26 protein-coding genes and 1 pseudogene are annotated in these 24858 nt (G+C 60.2%); 17 read left to right on the forward strand and 10 right to left on the reverse strand.

Features of this window, described 5'->3' with window-relative positions; translation table 11 throughout:
- Nucleotides 1-152: 152 nt before the first annotated feature.
- Both HQN78_RS11435 and HQN78_RS11440 read left to right on the forward strand, forming a co-directional pair.
- Entirely contained in the window at nt 153-1298 is a 1146-nt protein-coding gene (locus HQN78_RS11435) for an aromatic ring-hydroxylating dioxygenase subunit alpha (protein ID WP_235089562.1), read from the forward strand.
- A gap of 15 nt (nt 1299-1313) precedes the next feature.
- Nucleotides 1314-2252 (forward strand): PDR/VanB family oxidoreductase, encoded by a 939-nt coding sequence (locus tag HQN78_RS11440; protein WP_235089563.1) that lies wholly within the window; start codon nt 1314-1316, stop codon nt 2250-2252.
- Between the two features lie 171 nt (nt 2253-2423).
- On the opposite strand, the gene HQN78_RS11445 is transcribed toward HQN78_RS11440, so the two are convergent.
- From HQN78_RS11445 to HQN78_RS11455, 3 genes are all read right to left on the reverse strand, one after another.
- The gene (locus HQN78_RS11445) at nt 2424-2834 is read right to left on the reverse strand and encodes a type II toxin-antitoxin system HicB family antitoxin (protein ID WP_107799897.1); all 411 of its coding nucleotides are present in this window, start codon (nt 2832-2834) and stop codon (nt 2424-2426) included.
- Nucleotides 2835-2843: 9 nt separating this feature from the next.
- On the reverse strand, nt 2844-3026 hold the full coding sequence (locus tag HQN78_RS11450) for a type II toxin-antitoxin system HicA family toxin (protein WP_235089564.1): 183 nt from the start codon (nt 3024-3026) through the stop codon (nt 2844-2846).
- A gap of 283 nt (nt 3027-3309) precedes the next feature.
- Nucleotides 3310-4728, reverse strand: a complete 1419-nt coding sequence (locus HQN78_RS11455) for a sigma-54-dependent Fis family transcriptional regulator (RefSeq protein ID WP_235089565.1) — start codon at nt 4726-4728, stop codon at nt 3310-3312.
- 454 nt (nt 4729-5182) lie between these two features.
- On the opposite strand from HQN78_RS11455, the gene HQN78_RS11460 reads away from it, so the two are divergent.
- From HQN78_RS11460 to HQN78_RS11510, 12 genes are all read left to right on the forward strand, one after another.
- On the forward strand, nt 5183-5974 hold the full coding sequence (locus tag HQN78_RS11460; RefSeq protein WP_235089566.1) for an ABC transporter ATP-binding protein: 792 nt from the start codon (nt 5183-5185) through the stop codon (nt 5972-5974).
- A gap of 18 nt (nt 5975-5992) precedes the next feature.
- Nucleotides 5993-6763 carry a transporter substrate-binding domain-containing protein gene (locus tag HQN78_RS11465; RefSeq protein ID WP_235089568.1) on the forward strand — a complete coding sequence of 257 codons (771 nt, stop codon included), beginning with the start codon at nt 5993-5995 and terminating at the stop codon, nt 6761-6763.
- 40 nt (nt 6764-6803) lie between these two features.
- Nucleotides 6804-7517 (forward strand): ABC transporter permease, encoded by a 714-nt coding sequence (locus HQN78_RS11470; protein ID WP_205465673.1) that lies wholly within the window; start codon nt 6804-6806, stop codon nt 7515-7517.
- Between the two features lie 13 nt (nt 7518-7530).
- Nucleotides 7531-8226: an ABC transporter permease gene (locus HQN78_RS11475; protein ID WP_235089569.1), complete on the forward strand. Its 696-nt coding sequence runs from the start codon at nt 7531-7533 to the stop codon at nt 8224-8226.
- A gap of 33 nt (nt 8227-8259) precedes the next feature.
- On the forward strand, nt 8260-9462 hold the full coding sequence (locus tag HQN78_RS11480) for a pyridoxal phosphate-dependent aminotransferase (RefSeq protein WP_235089571.1): 1203 nt from the start codon (nt 8260-8262) through the stop codon (nt 9460-9462).
- Nucleotides 9459-11054 (forward strand): 5-guanidino-2-oxopentanoate decarboxylase, encoded by a 1596-nt coding sequence (locus HQN78_RS11485; protein WP_107799905.1) that lies wholly within the window; start codon nt 9459-9461, stop codon nt 11052-11054. Before HQN78_RS11480 ends, HQN78_RS11485 begins: the two co-directional genes overlap by 4 nt.
- A 133-nt stretch (nt 11055-11187) precedes the next feature.
- Nucleotides 11188-11862 carry a hypothetical protein gene (locus HQN78_RS11490; protein ID WP_235089572.1) on the forward strand — a complete coding sequence of 225 codons (675 nt, stop codon included), beginning with the start codon at nt 11188-11190 and terminating at the stop codon, nt 11860-11862.
- Between the two features lie 41 nt (nt 11863-11903).
- Entirely contained in the window at nt 11904-12617 is a 714-nt protein-coding gene (locus HQN78_RS11495) for a hypothetical protein (RefSeq protein WP_235089573.1), read from the forward strand.
- Nucleotides 12618-13251: 634 nt separating this feature from the next.
- Nucleotides 13252-13809, forward strand: coding sequence for an ABC-three component system protein (locus HQN78_RS11500; RefSeq protein ID WP_235089574.1), 558 nt, complete (start codon nt 13252-13254; stop codon nt 13807-13809).
- Nucleotides 13803-14330, forward strand: coding sequence for an ABC-three component system middle component 5 (locus tag HQN78_RS11505; protein ID WP_235089575.1), 528 nt, complete (start codon nt 13803-13805; stop codon nt 14328-14330). The genes HQN78_RS11500 and HQN78_RS11505 overlap by 7 nt, the downstream gene beginning before the upstream one ends.
- Entirely contained in the window at nt 14290-14595 is a 306-nt protein-coding gene (locus tag HQN78_RS25830) for an AAA family ATPase (protein WP_370646595.1), read from the forward strand. The genes HQN78_RS11505 and HQN78_RS25830 overlap by 41 nt, the downstream gene beginning before the upstream one ends.
- Before the next feature lie 89 nt (nt 14596-14684).
- Nucleotides 14685-16196 carry a hypothetical protein gene (locus HQN78_RS11510; protein ID WP_235089576.1) on the forward strand — a complete coding sequence of 504 codons (1512 nt, stop codon included), beginning with the start codon at nt 14685-14687 and terminating at the stop codon, nt 16194-16196.
- Between the two features lie 239 nt (nt 16197-16435).
- Here HQN78_RS11510 and HQN78_RS11515 read toward each other — a convergent pair whose 3' ends face one another.
- The 4 genes from HQN78_RS11515 to HQN78_RS11530 all read right to left on the reverse strand — a co-directional run bounded on the left by HQN78_RS11515 (nt 16436) and on the right by HQN78_RS11530 (nt 18394).
- Complete coding sequence (locus HQN78_RS11515) at nt 16436-16633, reverse strand: peptidylprolyl isomerase (RefSeq protein ID WP_235089577.1); 198 nt, start codon at nt 16631-16633, stop codon at nt 16436-16438.
- Between the two features lie 251 nt (nt 16634-16884).
- Nucleotides 16885-17139: a Txe/YoeB family addiction module toxin gene (locus HQN78_RS11520; RefSeq protein WP_081575981.1), complete on the reverse strand. Its 255-nt coding sequence runs from the start codon at nt 17137-17139 to the stop codon at nt 16885-16887.
- The gene (locus HQN78_RS11525) at nt 17139-17402 is read right to left on the reverse strand and encodes a type II toxin-antitoxin system Phd/YefM family antitoxin (protein ID WP_235089578.1); all 264 of its coding nucleotides are present in this window, start codon (nt 17400-17402) and stop codon (nt 17139-17141) included. Before HQN78_RS11525 ends, HQN78_RS11520 begins: the two co-directional genes overlap by 1 nt.
- A 515-nt stretch (nt 17403-17917) precedes the next feature.
- Complete coding sequence (locus HQN78_RS11530) at nt 17918-18394, reverse strand: peptidylprolyl isomerase (protein ID WP_235089579.1); 477 nt, start codon at nt 18392-18394, stop codon at nt 17918-17920.
- Nucleotides 18395-18840: 446 nt separating this feature from the next.
- Between HQN78_RS11530 and HQN78_RS11535 the strand changes: the two genes are divergently transcribed.
- The gene (locus HQN78_RS11535; RefSeq protein ID WP_235089581.1) at nt 18841-19584 is read left to right on the forward strand and encodes an HNH endonuclease signature motif containing protein; all 744 of its coding nucleotides are present in this window, start codon (nt 18841-18843) and stop codon (nt 19582-19584) included.
- Nucleotides 19585-19702: 118 nt separating this feature from the next.
- Here the strand turns inward: HQN78_RS11535 and HQN78_RS11540 are convergent, their stop codons facing one another.
- Together HQN78_RS11540 and HQN78_RS11545 are read right to left on the reverse strand one after the other, a co-directional pair.
- Nucleotides 19703-20224 carry a hypothetical protein gene (locus tag HQN78_RS11540; protein WP_235089582.1) on the reverse strand — a complete coding sequence of 174 codons (522 nt, stop codon included), beginning with the start codon at nt 20222-20224 and terminating at the stop codon, nt 19703-19705.
- 725 nt (nt 20225-20949) lie between these two features.
- The gene (locus tag HQN78_RS11545; protein WP_107799912.1) at nt 20950-21885 is read right to left on the reverse strand and encodes a LysR family transcriptional regulator; all 936 of its coding nucleotides are present in this window, start codon (nt 21883-21885) and stop codon (nt 20950-20952) included.
- A gap of 209 nt (nt 21886-22094) precedes the next feature.
- Here HQN78_RS11545 and HQN78_RS25835 point away from each other — a divergent pair, with 209 nt between their 5' ends.
- On the forward strand, nt 22095-22166 hold the full coding sequence (locus HQN78_RS25835; protein WP_370646608.1) for an NAD(P)H-dependent oxidoreductase: 72 nt from the start codon (nt 22095-22097) through the stop codon (nt 22164-22166).
- Nucleotides 22167-22318: 152 nt separating this feature from the next.
- Nucleotides 22319-22843 (forward strand): annotated as a pseudogene (locus tag HQN78_RS11555) (NAD(P)H-dependent oxidoreductase); the annotation flags it as partial.
- Between the two features lie 26 nt (nt 22844-22869).
- On the opposite strand, the gene HQN78_RS11560 reads toward HQN78_RS11555, so the two are convergent.
- A complete protein-coding gene (locus tag HQN78_RS11560) occupies nt 22870-24825 on the reverse strand; it encodes an FAD-dependent oxidoreductase (RefSeq protein WP_235089583.1) in 1956 nt (651 codons plus the stop codon).
- Nucleotides 24826-24858 lie beyond the last annotated feature (33 nt).

The following is a 24858-nucleotide window of genomic DNA, read 5'->3' on the forward strand; positions in this document are numbered from 1 at the left end:
GGCCCAGCATAAGCGCGAGCGCCCGGTTCGCGCCAATGCAAATTGTCGCGCAATGAAAAGTAAGCGTCGCGGCCATCCGCTCCGCCGCCGCCGGCACACCGTTAAATCATCAACAGCCGTCCCCCACTCAAGGCTTTTGAAGGAGCCCCGCCATGCAACAGCACGCCGTCATCCAGCCCCCGCCCGCCGCGCCGCGCCTGCCCGCCGACTTCTGCAGCGACATCGAGCGCGCTCACACCCTGCCGGCGCGCTGCTACACCGCCGACGAGGTGTTCCAGTACGAAAAAGAACAGATCTTCGCCAAATCCTGGCTCTGCCTGTGCCACGGCAGCGAGCTGGCCCGGCCCAACGATTACGTCACCCGCCGGGTGATAGGCGAGAACATCCTGCTGCTGCGCGACCGCGACGGCGAGCTGCGCGCCTTCTACAACGTCTGCCCGCACCGCGGCCATGAGCTGCTCAGCGGCAGCGGCCAAGCCAGGAATGTGATCACCTGTCCCTACCACGCCTGGGCCTTCAGGCTGGACGGCCAACTGGCGCACGCGCGCAACTGCGAGCAGGTGGCGGACTTCGACCGGGCCGGCAGCCATCTGAGCCCGTTGCGAGTGGCCGAATACTGCGGCTTCGTCTTCGTCAACATGGACCCGGACGCGCCGAACATCGACGTCGAATACGCCGGCCTGCGCGAGCACTTCATGCAAGTGTGTCCGCGAGTGGCGGACTTGAAGGTGGCCGAGCGCGTGGTCACCACCACGCCGGCCAACTGGAAAGTCATCGTCGACAACTACATGGAGTGCTACCACTGCGCGCCGGCCCACCCCAGCTTCTCGCAATCGGTGACCACCGACGGCTACACCCACAGCCTTCACGGCCGCTGGACCTTGCAGCGCGGCGCAGCCCAATCCAGCGACAGCAGCTACGCCTTTGACGGCGAGGCCGCCAACCAGGCCTTCAACGGCTACTGGCTGTGGCCCGGCGTGATGTTCAACGTGGTGCCCGGCGACGCGGCGATGACGGTGATCTACGAATTTCCGGAATCCGCCGGCATCACCGTCCAGCATTACGAAATCCTCTTCCTCAACCAGGATTTGAGCGAGGAACAGCGCCGCTTCGTCAGCTGGGCACGCGACGAATTCCGCCCCGAAGACCTGCGGCTGGTGGAAAGCGTGCAACGCGGGCTGCAATCGCGCGGCTACCGCGGCCAGGGCCGCATCATGGCGGACAGCCAGCGCAGCGGCATCAGCGAGCACGGCATCGCCCATTTCCACCAGATGGTGGCCGCCGCCTACCGCGGCTGAACCGGAGCGCCGCGCATGCCCGCCATCGTCACCGAAGTCTGCGCCATCGAAGAAGTGGCCGCCGGCGTCAAGGCCTTCACCCTGCGGCCGCTGGACGGCCCGGCCCCGCCCTGCCCGTCCGGCAGCCACATCGTGGTGGACATGCCGCCGCCGGGCCGGCCGGCGGCCTACTCCTTGCTGGACCCCGGCGGCGGGGTCTACCGCATCGCGGTCAAACACGAGCCGGATTCGCGCGGCGGCTCGCGTTATCTGCACGCGCTGGCGCCGGGCAGCCGCCTGCGGGTGCAAGCGCCGGCCAACCGTTTCCCGCTGGCCGCCGTGCCCGGCCCGCGGCTGTTCATCGCCGGCGGCATCGGCATCACGCCCTTCATCGCCCATATGGCGGCGCTGGGCGCTAACGCGAACTACCAGCTGCACTACGCCTTCCGCGACGCCGCCGGCGCCGCCTTCGCCGCCCAGCTGGCCGAGCGCAGCGAGCGCGGCGACGCCAGAATCCGCCTGTACGAGAGCCGGGCCGGCCGCAGGCTGGATCTGGACGCGCTGATCGCCGCCGCGCCGGCGGACAGCCAGGTGTATGTCTGCGGGCCGGAGCGGCTGATCGCGGCGACGGCGGACGCCTGCGCGCGGCGCTTGCCGGCCGGCCGGCTGCACTATGAGCGCTTCAGCGCCGACACGGCGGCCGAGAGCGCCGGCTTTGAGGTGGAACTGGCCCGCTCCGGCCTGCGGCTGCGAGTGGACGCCGACGAATCCATCCTGGCGGCGATAGAACGGCAGAGCTCGCTGCGGCCGGACTGTCTATGTCGGGAAGGTTATTGCGGCAGCTGTGAAACCAGGCTGCTGGCCGGCGACGCCGAACACCGCGACCAATACCTGAACGAGGCGGAGCGGCGGGAACGCATCATGATCTGCGTGTCGCGGGCGGCGGGGAGCGGACCGCTGGTGCTGGATTTGTAACTAAGGCCCGCTAACAAAACCCCTGATCCTGCGTTGCGCCTCCTGGTCGTACCACTTGTACTGCCTGCGTCGGCGCGCCTTGGCTCAGGTACGCGGCGCGGTTTTGTTAGCGGGCCTAGGCTGAGTGCGCTCCGCGGCACATCCATGCTCAAACAGTAAAATTAACCGCTTTTACGGCCGACACAACAGCTTTTCTAGCGCGGTCTTGGCCAGGAAACCGCTGCGGCTATCGTATTCCGGGTGGGAAGCGACATATTCATCGATACGGTGCAGAAGGTTGGCCGGCAACGTGACATTGATCTTGGTCGCTTTACCCAGATAGCGGGTGATATCCACATCCACCAGCGCCCAGAGATGGCCGGCAAACTCGGGTTTACCGACATGAGCCTGCGCGCTGCTGGCCAGAGGGATAACGTCCAGGTCGTCCACCAGCCCTTCCAGATGTAGCTCAATGGCTTCTCGGGCGTTCCGGATGGCTTCATCCAGAGTGTCCCCGGCGGAGAAGCAGCCGGGCAGATCCGGCACGATGACGCCGTAGGCATGTTGGTCGTCACCGGGTTCAACTGCAATCGGGTAGTACATAATGGTTCCTTACTGGAGACCCGCTTGTTTCTTGATGCTATTCAGCGTGCCTATCGGTATGTCCTTCTTGGGGTGAGGCACCGTCACCCAGCCGGTCTTGATCGGGTGTTTGAACTGTTGATGGCTGCCCTTGGCGGCAACCAGATACCAACCGTCGGCCTCTATCATGCTGATGACTTCTTTGCTGGTCACGGTGTCGCCCCTGCGCTTAGAGTCTGTTTACGATCTGCTGCGCTTCGTGAACACGGTACGGTGAGAACAGGTTCAGAATGCTCATATGGCATTTCTACATTCTGCTTTTGTTTTCACCTTGTCGCGCCCTTGCGCGCACGACATTTGAGCAGACTATCGGACAGAGCTTATTGTAGCTTCTACAACAGGCCAGTCAATAACCCTGGGGTTATTGAGCAGACAGCCCAGCGCTCTGGCTCCCAATCAGCGACTCAGCTACGAGGGACGCCATGCCCCGCCCCGCTCATCCCAACACCGTGCGCGCCAGCTGTATCCCGTGCTTCTTCAACTTGTACTGCAAGGTGGCGCGCGGCAGGCCCAGCCGGCGCGCCGCCTCGGTCAGATTGGCGCAGCCCTCCAGGCAATCCACCAACAGCCGGCGCTCATAGCGCGCCATCCGCTGCTCCAGCGTGCCCTCGCCGTCCGGCGGCGGCGCGGCCGGGGCCGACGGCCGGCGTTCCTCCGCGCGCCGCTGCGCCGTCTCGCCCTCTTCCTCCAACAACAGGAAGTCCAGTTCGTCCCCGCCCTCGCACAGGATCAGGCTGCGCAGCAACACGTTCTCCAGCATGCGCACATTGCCCGGCCAGTGATAGCGCAGCATGCGCTCCATCACCGCATGGCTGATGCGCTGCACGCGGTGGCCGGTGACCTTGCCGTGCTTGCGCAAGAAAGCCTGCGCCAGCAGTGGAATATCCCGCAGCCGCTCGCGCAGCGGCGGCACCGCCAGACAGCCCACGTTCAGCCGGTACAGCAGGTCCGGCCGGATCTTGCGTTCGTCCAGCATCCGCTGCGGCGACTCGTTGCTGGCCGCCACCACCCGCACGTCCACGCGCACCTCCGCGCCGGAACCCACCCGGCTGAACGTGCCCTCCTGCAAGGCGCGCAGCAGCTTGCCCTGGATGGACAGCGGCAGCGAATTGATCTCGTCCAGGAACAAGGTGCCGCCATGGGCGGACTCCAGCACCCCGCGCCGGTCCTCGGCCCCGGTGAAGGCGCCGCGCACGGTGCCGAACAAGGTGCTTTCAAACAGCGGCTCCGGCAATGCCGCGCAATTGAGCACCACGAAGGGGCGCTCGGCGCGCGGCCCTTCCTGATGCAGCAAGCGGGCGAACAACTCCTTGCCGGTGCCGGTTTCGCCGTGGATCAACACCTGCACGTCGGCGCGCGCCAGCCGCCGGGCCTGGTGGATCAGCTGCTTCATCGCCGCGTCGTCGGTGATGATGCCCATCAGCCCGCCGTCGGCCTCCTCCTCCACGTTCTGCTGCAAATCCACCAGCGCCTGATGCAGCGGGCTGACCACGGTCAGATCGCGGGACAGCTCCACCGCGCCGACGATGCGGCCGTCGGCGCGCTTCAGCGGCAGCGTGGTGTGCACCTGATGCACCGCCTTGCCCCTGGGATTGCGGTAGCGCTGGTAATGATTGCGGTAGCTGCGGCCCTGCCGCAGCGCCTGCAACAGCGTGCTGCTGTTCTCGTCCAGTTCCGGGTACAGCTCCAGCAGATAGGCCCCCAGCGCCTGCTCCGCGGTGTACTCGTCCAGCTGCGAGCACTCCTGGTTGTAATAGGCGTAGCGCCCGTCCTGATCGATGATGGCCACCGACAGGCCAATCGCGTCGAAAAAATCGCCAAACAGCGCAATGCCCTGGTTCAGGTCTGCATCCATGTCTCCCCCTTCCCCTTAAGAACCTGTTTTCGATCTGCTGCGCGTTGTGGAGCGTTACACGGTGAGTACGGCTTCAGAATGCTCATGTACCACCTGTGCATTCCGCTTTCTCAGCCGCAACGCCTTGTCTCCCCTTAGCTCGCGAGATCGTAAACAGGTTCTTAGCTGCTTCAAGCATGGGCGCCGAAAATTCGGCGCTTTTATGAATAGTTGCAGTATTGACGGTTTTTGTCGCCGCGAGCAAGCGCAAAAACCTTTTAAATTCATGCAATTAAAAAACAGACCCGCTGGCATGGATGTTGCCACGCCTACACTGTCGCGCTAAGAGCGGCTAACAAAATCAGTTTCACGTCTGAGGCAAGTCGGCGCAACGCAGCATCAGGAATTTGTTAGCCACTCTCAGGCGCGGCACACAACTACAGCAGGCTGCCACAGCCGCAAGGAGGAGAGCCCCATGCATCACCCCACCCCCGCCATCCACCCTCCTCCCGCGCCCATCGTCGCGGTGGAAAACCTGCGCAAACGCTTCGACGGCCAAGTCGTGCTGGACGGCGTCTCCTTCGCCGCCTCCGCCGGCGAGGTGGTGTCGCTGATCGGCGCCAGCGGCTCCGGCAAGAGCACCTTGCTGCGCTGTCTCAACCTGCTGGAAGTCCCGGACGACGGCCGAGTGCTGATCGCCGGCGAGGAGATCGCCCTGCGCACCGACAAACGCGGCCGGCGCGCGCCGGCCGACCCGCGCCAGGTGGACCGGCTGCGCTCGCGGCTGGGCATGGTGTTCCAGAACTTCAATCTGTGGCCGCACATGACGGTGCTGGAAAACCTGATCGAGGTGCCGGTGCGCGTCCTGCGCCAGCCGCGCGCCGAAGCGGTGGCGCTGGCCGAGGCGCTGCTGGAAAAAGTGGGCATGGCGGACAAGCGCCAGGCCTATCCGGCCTTTTTGTCCGGCGGCCAGCAACAGCGTGTGGCCATTGCCCGCGCGCTGGCCACCCGGCCGGCGGTGATGCTGTTCGACGAACCCACATCGGCGCTGGACCCGGAACGGGTGGGCGAAGTGCTGCGGGTGATACGCCAGCTGGCCGATGAAGGCTGCACCATGCTGCTGGTCACCCATGAAATGGCCTTCGCCCGCGAAGTGTCCAGCAAAGTGCTGTTCCTGCATCAGGGCCGCATCGAGGAAGCCGGCCCGCCGGAACAGGTTTTCGCCGCGCCGCGCAGCGAACGCTGCCGCCAGTTTGTCAACGCCTGACACCCAGGGAGAAACCCCATGAACCGATTCCGCGCCCTCATCGCCGCCTTCGCCGTGCTGTTCTGTACCGCCGCGGCCGCCAACCCGCTGCGCATCGGCATCGCCGCCGAACCCTACCCGCCGTTCACCATCAAGCAGAGCAACGGCCAATGGAGCGGCTTTGAAGTGGAGCTGGTGCGCAAGCTGTGCCAGCGCCTCAAGCAAAGCTGTCAGATCGCCGAAGTGTCCTGGGACGGCATCATCCCCGCGCTCAACAGCAAGAAGATAGACGTGATCTTCAACTCCATGTCCATCACCCCGGAGCGGGAAAAAGTCATCGCCTTCAGCCTGCCTTATTACTACACCGCCTCCGAGTTCGTCGGCCCCAAGGGCCAGAAAGCCGTCCTCAGCCCGGCCGGCCTCAAGGGCAAGACCCTGGGCGTGCAATCCGCCACCACCAACGCCAACTTCCTGAAGAAATACTACGGCGCCGGCTCCCTCATCCGTTACTACAACACCCAGGACGAACTGAACGCCGACCTCGTCGCCGGCCGCGTGGACCTGATGCTGCTGGACGCGCTGGCCGCCAGCGATTTCCTTGGCGGCAAGGACGGTTCCGGGCTGGAATCCAAGGGCCTGGCGCCCAAGGACCCGCTGTTCGGCCCCGGCATCGGCGCCGGCCTGCGCAAGGCCGACGTCGCGCTCAAGCAGCAGTTCGACCAGGCCATCCTGCAACTGCGCGCCGACGGCAGCTTCGACGCCATCCAGAAGAAATACTTCAAGGTCAACATCTCGCCGGACGCCAAGTGACAGCGACCCGCCCGCCTGAGCCGCCCCAGGGAGAGCCTATATGCTGGATGCACTGCAACAAGCCTACGACGCCGTAGTCCGCGACTGGGGCCCCGCCCTGCTGCAAGGCGCCGTGGTCACGCTGGAAATCTCGCTGGGCGCTTTCGCGCTGGGCCTGCTCATCGGCCTGGCCACCGCTCTGGTCAAACTGGGCGGCCACCCGCTGCTCAAACGACTGGCCAACGCCTACACCAGCGTGTGCCGCTCGCTGCCGGAGCTGCTGCTCATCCTGCTGCTCTACTACGCCGGCGGCGACGCCATCAACGCGTTGGCGGCGCTGCTGGGCCAGCCGCAGGTGGAGGTGAACGGCTTTGCCGCCGCCATCGTGGTGCTGGGCATCGTGCAAGGCGCTTACGCGGCGGAAATCATGCGCGGCGCGGTGCAGGCGATCCCGCACGGCCACATCGAGGCCGCGCGCGCCTTCGGCTGCGGCCGCTGGCTGACCGCCCGCCGCGTGATCCTGCCGGAAATGATGCCCTACGCGCTGGCCGGCCTGGCCAATCTGTGGCTGGTGCTGATCAAGGACAGCGCGCTGATCAGCGTGGTGGGCTACAGCGAACTGCTGTTCACCACCAAGCAGGCCGCCGGCTCCACCCGCCAATACCTGCTGTTCTACCTGACCGTGGCCGCCATCTACCTATTGATGACCCTGCTGTCCAACGCCGGCTTCAGCCTGATTGAACGCCGCTTCCGCCGCTGGCAACCGGCGCTGTGAACGGGAGACCCGCATGAACTTCCAATGGCTGCAAGACTACGGCCCCATGCTCTGGCGCGGCGTCGCCGTCACCGTGCAACTACTGCTGCTTTCCGGCAGCCTGGGCTTCGCGCTGGCAGTGGCGGTGGGCTTTGCCCGGCTGTCCCGCCAGCCCTTCCTCGCCTGGCTCAGCCTGTCCTTCACCAACCTGATCCGCGGCACCCCGCTGCTGGTGCAGATCTACGTGCTCTATTATGGCCTGGGCAGCTTGTTCGCCGGTTTTCCGGCGCTGCGCGACAGCCTGCTGTGGCCTTATCTGCGCGAAGGCTTCTGGTACGTGGCGCTGGCGCTGGCGTTGAGCGTGGCCGGCTATGTGGGCGAAGTGGTGCGCGGCGGCCTGGCCGCCGTGCCCAAGGGCGAACTGGAGGCCGCCCGCGCGCTGGGCATGTCGCGGCTGACCACGGCGCGGCGCATCTGGCTGCCGCGCGCGCTGCTGATCCTGCTGCCGTCCTTGGCCGGCGAAACCGTGCTGCTGCTCAAATCCACCGCGCTGGCCTCCACCGTGGCGGTGATGGACGTGCTGGGCGCGGCCAACCTGGTGCGCGCGCAAACCCTGCGCACTTACGAACCGCTGCTGACCGTGGCGCTGATCTATTTCGCGCTGGCCTGGCTGATAGAACGCGTCTTCCTGCGGCTGGAAAAGAGGCTGCCGGTCCGCACCGCCTTCTGACACCGCCCCTAGCTCATTATTACGGAGACCCCCATGCGCTTTTCCCCCCTGGTCGAACGCATCGCCGGCGAACGCGTCGATGCCTGGAACATCCACTTTGCGGCGCAGCAAGCCGCCGCCCGCGGCGAGGACGTGATCATCCTCAGCGTGGGCGATCCGGAGTTCGCCACCCCGGCCCCCATTATTGAGCGCGCCGTGGCCGCGCTGCGCGACGGCGACACCCACTACAGTCCGGTGGACGGCCGCGCCGACCTGCGCGCCGCCATCGCCCGCCGCCACGCCGCCGCCACCGGCCTGGAGATGGACGCCGACAACGTCATCGTGGTGGCCGGCGCGCAAAACGGCCTGTTCTCCGCCGCGCTCTGCCTGTGCCAGGCCGGCGACGAAGTGCTGGTGCCGGAACCGATGTACCTGACCTACGAAGCCAGCATCCGCGCCAGCGGCGCCGCGCTGGTGCCGGTGCCAGTCAAGCCCTCGGACGGCTTCCACCTGGACCTGGCCGCGCTGGAAGCCGCCGTCACCCCGCGCAGCCGCGCGATCTTCCTCGCCACCCCCTGCAACCCCACCGGCGCGGCGCTGCGCCCGGACGAACTGGCCGCGGTGGCCGCGCTGGCCCGCCGCCACGACCTGTGGGTGGTGGCCGACGAAGTCTACGCCGGCCTCAGTTTCGAAGCCCCGCACCACAGCATCGCCGCCCTGCCCGGCATGGCCGAACGCACGCTGACCCTGGGCAGCCTGTCCAAATCCCACGCCATGGCCGGCTGGCGGCTAGGCTGGGCCGCCGGCCCGCGCCCGCTGATCCAGCACATGGGCACGCTGGCCCTGTGCATGCTCTACGGCATCCCCGGCTTCATCCAGCAAGCCGCGCTGCTGGCGCTGCAAGACTACGACGCCTTCGTCGACCCCGTCCGCGCGCTGTACCGGCGGCGGCGCGACCTGGCCCATAGCCTGCTCAGCGGCGTGGACGGCCTGCACTGCCCGCTGCCGGAAGCCGGCATGTTCCTGCTGCTGGACGTGCGCGGCTGCGGCCTGGAAGCCGGGGATTTCGCCTGGAAACTGTTTGAAGCCACCGGCGTCTCCGTGCTGGACGCCGCCGCCTTCGGCCCCACCGCCGCCGGCTTCATCCGCCTGGGCCTGGTGGTGGACGACGAACGCCTGGCCGAAGCCTGCCGCCGCATCGTCCGCTTCGCCGGTCAACTGCGCGCCGCCGCGCCAAGACAAAAGGAATCCGCATGAGCGCCACCCTGGGCAGCTACCTCACCGCCTGGCTGGCGGCTTACGGCGTCGACACCGTGTTCGGCATCCCCGGCGTCCACACCATCGAGCTCTACCGCGGCCTCGCCGGCAGCGGCATCCGCCACATCGCCGCCCGCCACGAACAAAGCCTGGGCTTCATGGCCGACGGCTACGCCCGCGTCAGCGGCAAACCCGGCGTCTGCTTCGTCATCACCGGCCCCGGCCTCACCAATATCGCCACCGCCATGGGTCAGGCCTACGCCGACTCCATCCCGCTGCTGGTCATCTCCGGCGTCAACGCGCGCGGCAAGCTGGGCTCCGGCGACGGCCACCTGCACGAACTGCCGGACCAGCACGCGCTGGCCAGCCAGATCGCCGCCTTCAGCCATACCCTGACCGCGGCGGCGGAACTGCCGCAAGTGCTGGCGCGCGCCTTCGCCGTGTTCGACGGCGGCCGCCCGCGCCCGGTGCACATCGAAATCCCGCTGGACCTGATGGCCGCGCCCGCCGACGGCCTGCCGCCGCCGCAAGCGCCGGCGATGCGGCTGCTGCGCGGGCCGGCCGCCCCCGCCGCCATCGACCGCGCCGCCCGCCTGCTGTCCAGCGCGGAACGGCCGCTGCTGCTGATAGGCGGCGGCGCGCGCCAGGCCGCGCCGCAACTGAGCCGGCTGGCGGAAATGCTGGACGCGCCGGCGCTGATGACCATCAACGCGCGCGGCGCGCTGCCGGACGGCCACCCGCTGGCCCTGTCCTGCAGCCCCTCGCTGCCGGCCGCGCGTCGCCTGATCGCCGCCAGCGACGTGGTGCTGGCCGTGGGCTGCGAACTGGGGCCCACCGACTTCGACATGTACGTGGACGGCGGCTTCCGCCTGCCCGGCGCGCTGATCCGCGTCGACATCGACCCGGAACAACTCTGCCGCGGCCGCGGCGCCGACCTGCCGCTATTGGGCGACGCCAAAGAAACCCTGCAACTGCTGACGCTGCAACTGACCGACGCCGCCCGCCAGGGCGAGGAACGCGCCGACGCCGCCCGCCGCCTGGCCGCCGCCGAGATGGAGCCGGAACACGCCGCCGACCTGGCCTGGCTGCACCGCGTGCGCGACATCCTGCCGCAAGCGCGCTGGGTGGGAGACTCCACCCGCCTGGTCTACGCCGGCAACCTGGGCTTTTGCGCGCCGCGCGGCAACAGCTGGTTCAACGCCTCCGTGGGCTTCGGCGCGCTGGGCTACGGCCTGCCCGCCGCCATCGGCGCCGCGCTGGCCGAACCGGACCGGCCGGTGCTCTGCCTGGCCGGCGACGGCGGCTTCCAGTTCACCCTGGCGGAAATGGGCACCGCGATGGAAACCCGCGCCCGCCTGATCGTGCTGCTGCTCAACAACCGCGGCTACGGCGAAATCAAAAGCGCAATGCGCGCCGCCGATATGGAACCGCTGGGCGTGGACCTCTACACCCCGGACTTCCCGGCGCTGGCCCGCGCCTACGGCTGGCGCGCCGAAACCCTGGCGCTGGGCACCCCCGAACCGCTGCTGCGCCAGGCGCTGGAACAGGCCGCCGCCGCCGCCAACCCCACCCTGATAGAAATCGAAGCTTAAAGCGCGCGCCGGCCCGGCCCCGGGCCGCGCGCCACCAACTCAATTTGCATAGAACCCGGCCGTGGCGATAACATGGCTTATCCACGGCGGCACCCGCCCCGCAAGCAATGCGAGACCGGCTCCGGGCATCCCTATGAGAGAACTCGAAATCGTCGAACAACTGGTCCTGGGCCTAGACCCGGCCGGCCGGCGCGACCCGCTGGGCACCCCCAAGGACCCGGCGCTGGACAAGGCGCGCGCGCAGTATTACGAGCAACTCAAGCGCGTCGCCAAACAACACGCCGCGGACCCGACCACCGCGCCCGAGCCGCAAGCGGCCCCCGGCGGCGCGCGCCAGGGCCAGCGCTGGACCATAGCCGAAGACAACCGCCTCGCCCTGCTGTGGGAAGCCTCCCCCGCACCGGTACGCCAACTATCGGAAAAACTGGGCCGCAGCCCGCTGGCCATCGTCTCCCGGTTGGTCCACCTGGGGCTGTACGAGCACCAGCAAGCGGCGATGCAGGCCGACAACGCCCGCATGCAAACGCTGGACCTGCCGCCACTCTGGGACGTACCCGCCGCCGCGGAAAAGCCGCCCACCAAACCCGCCGCGCCGCCCACAGCCGGCAAGCAAGGCGCGGTCTGGACCGTGGCCGACGACCAGCAACTGAAAACCCTGTGGCACAGCCCGGCCCAGCCGGACAGCCAGGCCATCGCCAAGCAACTGGGCCGCAGCCGCGGCGCCATCCTCGCCCGCCTGGTGCGCCTGGGCCTGTTCAGCGACCGTGAGGCGGCGTATCAGGCGGATCAAGCGAGGCAAGCGGGATGAAGCGCTCCCCTCACCCAACCAAGCCAATCTGAGCAAACGCCATGGCCTTTTCGCTCGCAAGCATCAGAAAAACCCTTTTACAGAAACCATCCGCAATGACGGCCCCAACACCCAACGCCGCACCCGCGCCACCACAAACAACAGCGCCTATCCAAGCCGCTACCCCAGTTCCAACGCAAGCGCCCGCGCCTAATCCGCCGCCCGCCACAGCCCAGGCCGCCCCCAACACGGCGGAGGAAAAAGGCCATGAAGGCGAGAAAGCACTCAACGCCTGGTTCAACCAGCACAAACTAGCCTATGTGGGCATCTGCCAGAACAAGGACAGCTTCGCCTCGCTATTCCAAGGCGCAGCCAAGCGACCGGACTTCCTGCTCCTGTTGCCCTCGCTGGGCATGATCGCCATCGACGCCAAGAACTACACCCCATGGTGCGGCGAACTCTCCCTCAGCCTGGAGGAAGAACTCAAAAAAGCGCTCACCTTCGAGCGGCTGTTCCGCCTGCCACTGTGGTACGCCTATTGCGATAAGGAAAACATGGGCCAGAACTGGTACTGGATCAGCGCGCTGAAGGCAATGGAAGTGGGCGAAGTGCGCGATGGCAGTAATGGCCAATTCCTGGCCATCAAGATGGAGCACTTTGAAACCATCGCCAACCCCAAGGATTTGGCCAAGTTGTATATCCATACCTTGCCGAGTTTGGAGAAGGTGGCGGCGGGGGGGGTGAGAAAGCCGACCACCCTTCTGAAAGTGAGTTAATTCTTATAACTATCTATTCGGGACTTTCACCACACTTGTAAAACAGAAGCCAACAGCTGACCAATTTTTGGAAGAGAAACCATATTTAACAACATCAAAACAGCTGACCTAGCATAGTTTGCAAGGTAAAACCCTGTAAGCATATGAAATTTAATATTCTTAAAAACTAGCAAGAACCCAGAGAAGAATACATTATCGATAATGACATTTATCATTAGCTGATATCAAAAAATTATGCCCACTTTTTTGCATAAGTTTTATTGAAAATATTTTCTTGGCATAGAGACAGATCAAGAATAAATTCCTGTTTATGTGAAACAATGTTTACAGTAAATCTCTCAAAAATTTCACACTTATGCCTAATCAGGAATAACGCAGCAAATATTTTCTAAAAACAAATAAGCTTTATTACCCTCTCAACCATTAGAGTGTTTTTAACTCAAAAAGGAGTATAAAAATGAATTGGTCTCACATAATTACCTTTCTTACAGGATTAATTTCTGGATACACCATAAAAACTGTTATTACATCTATCAAAAATAGCAATAACAGTTACACAAATCAAAAAAACAATATTGTAAATGGTGATCTAACTGGCGGTGACAAAACAACCATAAACAAGTGAGACAACACAATGCTTACTCAAAAAGGAAATCAAGTTGCCGGCAATCTTGTTGGCGGCAATTATAATGAAAACAACAATTATAATTATCGACCCAGAGGACCACTAGATAAACTTTATGAAAAACTTAAAAATGAAACTAAAGACGATGAGATTGCAACCGAAATTCATGACAAGCTGCAACACTATTGCAACAAGTTAACAAGCGGTGATGTTAGAGGGTTAGAAGACAAGTTAAAGTCTGCAAATAGAGAAGATCTTCTGATTATTGCCAACCACCTTAAGCAAGAAGCAACTATGCTAATCATGAGAACTCAAACTTCACCAACAGCGCAAACCATACTAACTTATTTGTTGACAAAACTATATACACAATTTGTACTGCACGCTCAACCCGCAGTAATGGCTGAAAAATCCAGAATAGAAGTTGACGCTATAATTTCAGACAAAGTAATTAATCCAGTCGAAGAGATTCTCGGCGACAATGATTTAAACATTACCCCGAGTGAACTACTAGGCTTCATTTATTTTCTCGGTGGAAATTGTCATGTTCGGTGGGACAAATGTTAATCTACCATCCTGCCTATGATGTTTATCATTGCATTTTCAGAATTTTTTTTATTTTAAGCCGCTTTAGCGCTGTTGAAATAGAAAAACTAAAGATAATAGATTTTTATTTGGCATTCCCTTCCTCACTAAGTGAAATTAGTTTACCAAGAGGCAGCGGCAAACTAAAAAATGCAGCATTAAAAACAGAGAATCAATACCATGGCCCCATGAATACCAAGCGAACTTATCAAGAAATATCTGGAATACAAGATTCTGCTATAGGCTTCTTAATAGCAGCGAACCTTATAGATATTGATCAATATAAACTAGGCATGCTTAGCATTAAGGGAGCAAGACTATCTGATGATGTAATTGAAAGGATATCTGATTTTTCTAAAAGACTAGATGGACTATATTGCAGCATAGTTGACTGTCTTTCTTCAATACCTCTTTATGGCGTTCAAGGTTTAAAAAACAGAACAGGACTGGCTGAATACAGATATGATACAATACAATCCCACAATCAAATTATCCAAGCTTAAAATTCTAAAAGATGGTCACTCAGTTTATTATGCAGAGTTTCACTCTGGAGTTAATATCCTCAGTGGCAAGAATAGCTCTGGAAAAACTACCATATTGAATTTTATTGCCTTTACTCTAGGCGCAGAAAATATACCATGGAATAAAGAGGCATTACTATGCAGTCAAGCCATTGCAGAGATTCATCTCAACGATAAAATAGTTACAGTCATTCGTGATGTTGTTGATAAACCTATGCAACCTTTTAAGGTCTACTGGGGCCCCTAGAAAAAGCTCTCTTAGCTCCAGCAACAGACTGGGAAACATACCCATTTAAAAGAAGCGCAGAAAAAATTAGTTTTACTCAAGCATTACAAATGGTTTTACATTTACCTGAGGCAAAAGGTGATGGCGCATCGAATATTACGACCCATCAAATGCTGAGGGTTATATATGCAGATCAACCATCTTTGCACAGTCCAATTTTTCGAGATGATTCATTTGATACAAGCCTAACTAGAAGTACCGTAGGAAATTATTTGTGTGGAATTTACAACGATGAACTGTACACAAATCAAATTACTCTACGAGACCTAGAGAAGGAACGCGACAAATTAAACTCAGAGCTAAAAGGAATATATACTGTTCTGGCCAAGTCTGGACAAATTTCCGACATTAATTTTCTATCAAGCCTAATTATTGACGCTGAAGAGAATAGAAATACAGAGTTCAAAAAACTTTCCGAATTGAAAGCAGGCCGAAATACCTCAGAGCATAAAAACAAAGACAACTCTATTGAGGCTCAACTCCGCGAAAACTTGAGTAAAGCAAAGCTAGAATTCCTTCACAGCAGGAACAAATTACAAAAACATGAATTTGAAGCCGCAGACACAGAAAGATTTATTAGTGAAATTCAGCTCAGACTTGAAAATCTTAGAGATTCAACAGTTGTTAGATCTAGTTTTGGAAAACTAAATTTCCATGTATGTCCAGCATGCTTATCAGAACTAAAGCGCCCCTCCGATGAAAATAGCTGCGGCTTATGTTGCCAACATTTGGATGCAGATTCAGCAAACACCCAAATCATAAGAATGCGTAATGAACTCGCAATTCAGCTAAAAGAGTCAACAATAATTTTAAATGAGAAAATTGATCAAATATCAAAGCTTAAAATAGAAATTCCATCCCTCTCAAAAAAATTAAATCAACTCGAGAGCCAATATTACCTACAAGCCAATAACTGGTCGTCTGCCACAGAAGAATTAATTGAAGCAAGCGCTAGAAAACTTGGGGAACTTGATCAAGAAATTAAAAATTTATTTGAGCAGCAAAAATTAGCATCTACTATTAATGGCCTGAGAGAGCGCTTAGAAGAGCTCGAAATTCAAATTATCAACTTAAAATCAAGCATTGACAAATTGTCATTTGTCCAAGACATCCGAAAAAAAGAAACATACTCTATTATTACAGAAAATCTTACTCATTTATTAAAAAGCGACTTGCCAAGGCAGAGTGAGTTTGAGAACGCAAAAGAAATAAGCATTAGCTTTGAAGACAATCAGATCACTGTTAATGGCTCAAGAAAATTTTCTGAAAGCTCAACAGTTGTTTTAAGACATTTATTTCATATAGCCATGTTAACTGCCTCAACCCAACTAAGCTACATGAGATTACCTAGATTATTAATTCTAGATGGCATAGAAGATGGGGGCATGGAATTAGCACGAAGCCATAGACTACAAGAAATAATAGTTAATGAAACCCGAAAATATGAATGTGACTATCAGTTAATATTTGCCACTTCTCAAATATCACCACAGCTCGACAACGAAGAGTTTGTTGTCGATCGAAGTTATTCCGAGCAAGAAAAATCACTTTCTATTTATTAAAAAATCAACTGTCATTTATTGATAAACACCTGTTAAGAGATAGGCTGAGGTATTTGCCATGCTTGCAAAACGATAGCGCGAGTACGACAGGATGGGAGGTTAGCAGCAAATCGCCACCACCCAAGCCACCAAGCCCCAGACAAAAAAAGCCCTCCGCTTGAGGAGGGCTTTGTTTGTATGAGGCCGGTGCAATCAGTGCTGAGCCCGTGTTCACGGCGCACATGCTGGTGAACAACGTCCTAAGCCGTGGCCGCGCGCACGTCCACCACTTTGACGGCAAAGCGCAGGGCTTTGCCGCACAGCGGGTGGTTGCCGTCCAGCAAGACGGTGGGGCCTTTGATCTTGGTGACGAAGTAGTAACGCGGCTCGCCATCCGGGCCGATGCGCTGGATTTGGCCGCCTACCTTTACGCCGGGCGGGAAGTCCGACTTGGGCATGGTGGTGACCAGGGCTTCGTCGCGCGCGCCGAAGGTGTCGAGGAGCGGGAGGGCGTCAAGCCGGCGGCATCCTGCGAGACGAAAGTAGCCGCGCACTGTGTGCCGTGCACGGTAGGCCGCGGCCCCTACTAAATCATCATCCGCGCAGCGGACTCAATGCCTTGGCAATTGTGCTTAGAACGTGTTTACGATCTCGCTAGCTAATCGGCGCGCCTTGGCTCAGCTTCTCTGCGAGGTTTTGTTAGCGGGCCTTAGTAGTGGTAGCGGCACTGCAAGATGGTCAGAACGTTGCTCTGGACAGCGTAGACCAGCCGATGCTCATCATCGATGCGGCGCGACCAGAAGCCAGCAAACTGGTGCTTAAGCGGCTCAGGCTTGCCGATCCCCTCAAACGGGTTGCGCTGGATGTCCTTGATCAGAGCGTTGATGCGCTTGAGAGTAGGCTTGCTGCTCTGCTGCCAGTAGAGGTAATCCTCCCATGCGTTGTCATCAAACTTGATCTGCATTACTCGCCCTCGTCTTCGAGAAGCGTTCTCTCTTTGACCGCTCCGCTGTGAAACCTTGCCGCCGCATCGGCCAGACGCTTGGCATTTTCAGGGGAGCGCGTCAGGTAGGCGGTTTCTTCCAGCGCGTTGTAGTCGGCCAGCGACATGATCACCACCGGTTCACCGCGCTGGGTGGTGACGATCACCGGCGCCCGGTCTTCGTTCACTTGACGCATGACTTCGGCCAGGTGCTGGCGGGTGTGGCTGTAGGTAAGCGCTTTCACGGTGTTCCTCGCTCAAATCGACAATTATTGTACAAATCATAGCACAACTCAGGCGGCATGGTTCACGCACTAAGAACGTGTTTACGATCTGCTGCGCATCGGCGATCCGGCGTTGAAACCATCTTCGAAATGCTCATGTACCGTATGTACATTCCGCTTTCTCAGCCGCAACGCCTTGTCTAGCCTTAGCTCGCGAGATCGTAAACACGTTCTAAGCATTCTCATCAAGGGCCGCGGCCTCGCCGTCTTCAAGAACATCTTGCATAAACTCGCCTTCATCCATCGCTTGGATGAATAGGTACGCATTATCCAGACGCCGAAGCAAGGCCTACCTCCCAGTGCGCCGCCGCCGGGTGACATGTGCCCACGCCTCCATCTCCGAATAGGTCAGAGCCTGCGGGCCGCAGTCCGAAAATGCCGCCCTGCCGATAAGCAACGCCAAATAATTAGGTGGGGTCCAGACAAAACAAAGCCCTCCCAAACGGGGAGGGCTTTGTCTGTATGAAGCGGGGGAATCAGTGTTGATGCCCGTGCTCTCCATGCACATGCTGGTGAGCGATTTCCTCGGCCGTGGCCGCGCGCACGTCCACCACTTTGACGGCAAAGCGCAGGGCTTTGCCGCACAGCGGGTGGTTGCCGTCCAACAATACCGTGGGGCCTTTGATCTTGGTGACGAAGTAGTAACGCGGCTCGCCATCCGGGCCGATGCGCTGGATTTGGCCGCCTACCTTCACGCCGGGCGGGAAGTCCGACTTGGGCATGGTGGTCACCAGGGCTTCGTCGCGCGCGCCGAAGGTGTCTTCGGTAGCCAGTTCCAGCGTGGTTTGAAAACCCGATTCCTGGCCTTCCAGCGCGGCTTCCAGCTTGGCGAACAGGTTATCGTAATCGCCGTGCAGGTAGGAGACGGGCTTCTTGCCATCGTCGTAAACCAGGCCCTGGCTGTCGGTGACTTTCATGCGCAGGGTGACGGCGGTGTTGGCGGTGATTTTCATGGCGGGCAATAACAAAAAAATGGAAGCGGGAAGGTTCTCAGTTCAGCGGGGGAGTGTCAACTGAATCGTCTCTCGTTTGCCGGCCACTGAGGTGACAGCAGTAGCCTCTTTCATCAGGACGACGAAGGAGCACTGTGGCGAATCTGACACCGAAGCTTCTATTTCTTCATAAACGGATCAATTCAAGTTGTCTTCAGATAAGAAAATGGGTAACCACATGTTTACACATAAACTCCGAGTTGTTCTTTATAAATTCCATTTTCTGTCTAATTGCATCATGTGCAAAGGGTGACGATAATCGATAGTGGAAGCTTAAGGCACCACTTCAATTTGTATGCTATACAAACCTGAAAACAATATGGCAGCACCCATTAACCACGACTGCACTCAGTCGCAACAAGCTTGTCGTATAGATTATCAGATCGCATAATTTTTGGAGGTGAAAAATGTTTGAAAAAGGTATCAAAATTTCATGGTGGCATCCCACAGAGTACATCAACATCGATTTAGATTCACTTTCTACCGATGTAAAAATCAAGACAACAAACGAATGGTGGCCAGAAAAGAAAAAATTTCTACACTACACCACCAGCAGCGACATTACACAGCATGTTGATGGCGTATTTACACTTACAATTAGATATACTCCAGAAAATAATCCTCACTTACCCAATGAAAATACTTACTGGGGTACATCTACCATTGTCATTGAGCCAGGAGCACAGAGTGGTACTGCTACTTGGGATGGGGCAGATAATCACGACTATGATGGAACGGTAAAATGGACACGGCTTGATGGTCTTTTCAAGGCAAAGAAACGTACAACAACAACCAAGATGGAGCGCGAACAGACTCAGTTCCGTGCCGCACTGCTGAGCATAGATAGCTGTTGTGCTATCAGTGGTGAAACCACTGAAGCGACATTAGAAGCTGCACACATCATTGCGTCTAAGCATGGCGGTGCAGAGGTGATTGAAAATGGTATTTTGTTACGAGCTGACTTACACCGCCTAATGGACACGAACAAAATTAAAATCCAGCAAGATGGCCATGTTGTCATTACCGGCCAACTTTCTGATGATTATAAAAAACTGCTATATGACAAGAAACTACAACCAAACATACTAAACCGGATTGCCCAGGCCTTGGCTAAAGCCGAGGAGCTAGGTCCGGTTGCTTCCACCGAGTAGGAAATTCGCTTTGAATGACCATTTAGACCGAAGGCAACCAGTCTTAGTATCCGCCACTGAGGGATAGCCCCGTCCCCAATAGCCAGCCCCGCGCCCGGGGCCGGCTGCCCTTCCCAGCTTACCCCCTCTTCTTCCGCCCCAACTTACGCGGTAAGGCCTCCAACTCGTCCAGGCTGAGATGGAGGCGGTTCACCGCCTCCACATGCCTCGGCAGGTCCACCTGCTCCACCCCCAGGTTCAACAACAACTCCAGATAGTTGAAGAAGCTCTTGCACATGCGGCGGCGGTGGCCGCGTTGGCTGAAATCCATATCGCTGGCGATGCGGAACAACAGGCCGCGCGCGGAGTGCTGGCGGTTGAGTTTCAGCATCTGCGCCAGATGGGCGGCGTACTGATGGCCCAAGGCGCGGGCTTCACATTCATCCTTGGCCTCGGCCGGCTGCCAGTAATGCGGATAGGTGCGGCCTTTGATGCGGCGGATGAAGGGCAGGCTGAGGTCTTTGGCGTGGGGACCGGCAAACCGGTAGCGGGAGCGCGGCCCTAGCGGCGGGAGTTGAGAGGCATCCTGATGGACGTCTTGGGTTTCAGTAGCGGACGGAGAGATTTCGATGCCTAGCACCGGACGGACTAGCTTTACCATTTGCAACCTCCTGAGCAGAAGGGCCCGGCCGCAAGGCGGCAGGGCGGGCACATGACAAGAGTTAGCCTACCGGTGAGTTCTTACGAAAGCCGGCGCGCCCGCGAGGGCGCCACTTGCCATGGCCCGCCCGAATAGGCAAAGCAATGGCAGCGGATACGCTGTGGAAACAGCGCATCCGCAGTAAGAACTCATAAGCGGGAGGCTAATCCCGAGCGCCGCGATTGCTGCGGCGCGGGGCTATTGTTGAGGAGGAGTGGGAGGGCGTCAAGCCGGCGGGGTCCGGTAAGGTGGATCGCCGCCATCATCTTGTGCGGCGCAGCGGGGTTCCGCGTGGGTATCGCTACGCTCCACCCACCCTACGCGCGGCCGCTCGTCATGGGTAGGGTGGGTGGAGCCGCAGGCGATACCCACCAGCCGCCAGCCCCGGCAGGAACAAGCCATTAGCGCAGCGGAACGTAACCGGTTCTAAGAACGTGTTTACGATCTCACGAGCTAAGGCGAGACAAGGCGTTGCGGCTGAGAAAATGGAATGTACGCGCGGTACATGAGCATTGCGAAGCGGTACTCACCGTGCCACGTCTCACGACGCGCAGCAGATCGTAAACCGGTTCTAAGAGCCGCTAACAACACCTCGCAGAGAACCTGAGCCAAGGCGCGCCGACGCAGGCCGTACAAGTCGTACGGCAAGGAGGCGCAACGCAGAATCAGGGGTTTTGTTAGCGGGTCTAAGAGAGAGGCACCGCATCCGCCGCCAACCCCGCCTGCGCATTGACCAGGGTGATGATGAAGTCCCGCATCCAGCGATGGCCGGGGTGCTGCTGGGTGCGGTCGTGCCAGGCCATGCCCACTTCAAAGCTTTCGGTGGGCAGCGGAAACTCCACTTGCTTCAGCGCGTCGCCGCGGTCTTGCACCAGGCGCTGCGGCACCAGCGCGACAAAGTCGGACTGGGCCACCATTTCCGGCACAAACAGGAAGGACGCGGCGGACAAGGCCACGTTGCGGCGCAGGCCCAGCGCCGCCAGCGTGCGGTCCACCGGGGTGAAGAAGCCGTTGCCGTCCAAGGACACAATGACGTGGTCCAAGGCCGCGTATTCTTCCACGCTCAGCCCTTCTTTCAGGGTGGGGTGGTCGCGGCGGCCTATCAGCACATAGTGTTCGTCAAACAGACGGCAGCTTTGCAGCTTGGACGGGGCGGCCGGCGGGGTCAGCAGCGCCAGGTCCAGATCGCCCTGCTCCAGTTGCGCTTCCAGCCGGTGCAGGTCCAGCGCGCGCACCGCCACCCTCACGCCGGGCGCGCTTTTGCGCAGTTCCCGCGCCAGCGGGATCAGCAACGCGGCTTGCAGGTAATCGGTGCAGGCGATGGCCACGGTCAGGTCCGCGCTGGCCGGCTCAAAATCCTGATGTCCGGCCACGGTGGCGCGCACTTCGTTGAGCGCCTTGCGCAAGGGCTCGAACATTTCCAGCGCCTTGGCCGTGGGATACATGCCGCGGTGGACGGCCACCAGCAGCGGGTCGTCAAACAACTCGCGCAGGCGGTTCAATTGCGCGCTCACCGCCGGCTGGCTCAAGCTCAGCCGCGCGGCCGCGCGCGTCACGTTCTGTTCCACCAGCAAGGCTTCCAGCGTTACCAGCAGATTGAGGTCGAGTCGTTTGGTATCCATCTGATGAATAGTAAGCAATAAAAACCGTGATTTCACGAATAGTTGACCGCGCGTCAGACTGGCGGCTTTCCACCGTGAAACTCTTGGAGGCCGCATGAACCGACAAGCTCTCATCATCCACGCCCACCCGGACCCGGCGTCGCTGACCGCCCAATTCGCCGCGCTGGCGCGGCAAAGCAGCGCAAGCGGCTGGCGACGGATTGTTGATCATGCTGTTTCCGCTATGGTGGTACGCCCTGCCCGCCTTGCATAAAGGTTGGATTGACCGAGTCTACGCTTAAAACCTGTTTACGATCAGCTGCGCGTTGGCGATACAGCGTTGAAAACGTCTTCAGAATGCTCATGTACAACATGTACATTCCGCTTCTTCAGCCGTTTTCGCCTTGTCTCGCCTTAGCTCGCAAGATCGTAAACAGGTTTTTACGGCTTCGCCTATGGCTACCGCAACGAGGGCAACCGCTGGCGCTACGGCGACGGCGCGCTGAGCGGCAAACGCGCGATGCTGGCCGCGATGGTGGGCGGGCAGGAGCGGGACTACGGCCCGCGCGGCATCAACGGGCCGCTGGAGCAACTGTTGTTTCCTGTGACACACGGCGGCCTGTTCTACCCCGGCATGGAGGTGCTGCCCACCCATGCGGTATACGACGCCAACCGTCTTTCCGCCGCCGGTATGGACGCGGCCAAGGACGCCTGGCGGCAAAGGCTGCTTGGGGTGTTCGACGAAGCGCCCATTCCCTTCCGCCGCCAGAACGGCGGCGATTACCCGGACGGCCAAACTTTGGGCGAACAGGTAGCCGCCGACGCCAGCGGCCTGAGAACCTGTTCAAAGTCTGCTGCGCTTCTGCGATACGGCGTTAAAAACAAGCTCAAAATGCTCATGTACCACGAGTACATTCCGCTTTTTCGCTTGTTTTCGCCTTGTCTCGCCCTTGCTCGCGAGACTTTGAACAGGTTCTGACGGCGCATATCGCCGGCTGACGGCGGCTACAAACGCCAGCCCAGCCGCATGCCTTCATAAACGGCTTCTTCCGCGGTGCGCGGCGCCAGGCAATCGCCTATCGCGTGCAGTTCGGCGCCGCAGCCGCTCAGCTCCTCCCATAAACCGTCCTCGGCCTGGTGCCCCTGACACAGCACCAGGCAGTCCACTTCGCTCTCCACCATGGCTTCCTCGCTGGCGGTGTGCAGCAGATACACGCTGTCGTCGTCGTGGCCGTACAGGCGCGCGTACGGCGTCACCGTCACGCCGGCGCGTTGCAGTTGGCCGGCCAGGTGGTCGCGCACATACATTTGCAGCGCTTCGCCGGCATGGGTGCCGTTGACCGCCAGCCTCACCTGGTGGCCGGCGGCGGCCAGCCGCAACGCGATGCCGGGCCCGATCCAGTCGCAGCGCCAGTCCGCCACCAGCACCTTGCCGCCCCGCACCGCCTCGCCGCGCAGCACTTGCCAGGCGTCCAGCACTTGCATGGCGCCGCCGCCTTCCAGCGCCGGCCAGCGCGGCCGCGCGCCGGTGGCCACCACCACCGCGTCCGGGGCCAGCCGCCGCACCAGTTCGCGGTCCACCCTGACGTTGCGCCTCACTTCCACGCCGGCCAGTTGCAGTTCCCGTTCCAGATTGGTGATCAGCCCGCCGAATTCCGCGCGGCCGGGCAGCAGTTGCGCCAGCAGCGCCTGGCCGCCCAGTTGCGGGCCGGCTTCGTACAGACTGACCTGGTGGCCGCGCTGCGCCGCGATCACCGCCGCCTTCATGCCGGCCGGGCCGCCGCCGGCCACCAGCACTCGCCGCGGCGCGGCGGCCGGCCGCAGTTCGCCGTATTCCAGTTCGCGGCCGCTTTGCGGGTATTGGATGCAGGAGATGGGCAGGCCGCGGTGGAAGCGGCCGATACAGGCCTGGTTGCAGCCTATGCAGGCGCGGATGTCCTCATGCCGGCCCTGCTCGGCCTTGGCCGGCAGCTCCGGGTCGCAGATCAGCGCGCGGGTCATGCCGCAAGCATCGGCCTGTCCGCCGGCCAATAATTGTTCTGCTTCCTGCGGCTGGTTGATGCGCCCGGCCAGCAGCACCGGGATGCTCAGCGCGCGCTTGAAGCGCGCCGCTTGCGCCGCCAGGTAGGCGGCCGGCAGCGCCATCGGCGGCGCGATGTGGATGGCCGCGCCCAGGGTGGCGGAGCTGCCGGCCACCAGGCTGACGTAGTCCAGTTCGCTCTCCAGCGCCCGCGTGGCCGCCAGCGCCCGCTCGGCGTCCATGCCCTCGCCTTCTTCCTCGCCGGCGGAGATGCGCAGGCCCACCACAAAGCCCGGCCCGCCGCCGGCGCGGGCGGCGGCCACCGCTTCGCGCAGGAAGCGCAGCCGGCCGGCGTCGCCTCCGCCGTAGCCGTCTTCACGGCGGTTGACTTGGGGGTTGAGGAATTGCGCCGGCAGATAGCCGTGGCTGGCGACGATCTCGGCGCCGTCCACGCCGGCGGCGCGCAGCCGCCTTGCGGCCGCGCCGTAGCCGGCGATGATTTCATCTATCATTTCGCGGCTCAGCGCGCGCGGCTGCACGTGGAAGCGCTCGCTGGGGGTCGCCGAAGGCGCGTAGGCCACGCTCAGCAGGCCGTCGGCGCTTTCCATGATTTCGCGGCCGGGGTGGAACAGCTGGGCGAACAGCTTGCAGCCTTCGGCGTGCACGGCCTCGGCCAGTTGCCGGTAGCCGGGCACGCAGCTGTCGTCGGTGGCCATCAGGGCGTGCGAGGTGTAGTGCGCGGTTTCGTGGACGCCGGAGACTTGCAGCACGATCAGGCCGACGCCGCCGCGCGCCCGCGCCCGGTGGTAGGCCACCAGCGCCGGGCTGACCCGGCCGTCCACCGGCAGCACGGTGTCGTGGCCGGTGGACATGATACGATTCTTCAGCAGCGCCGGGCCGATGCGCAGCGGGGAGAACAGCAAGGGGAACAAGGTGCTCATCGCGTGGACCTTTGATCGGGTTTGGCGGACGCC

The sequence above is a fragment of the Chromobacterium sp. Beijing genome, from assembly GCF_021496765.1.
Lineage (GTDB): Bacteria > Pseudomonadota > Gammaproteobacteria > Burkholderiales > Chromobacteriaceae > Chromobacterium.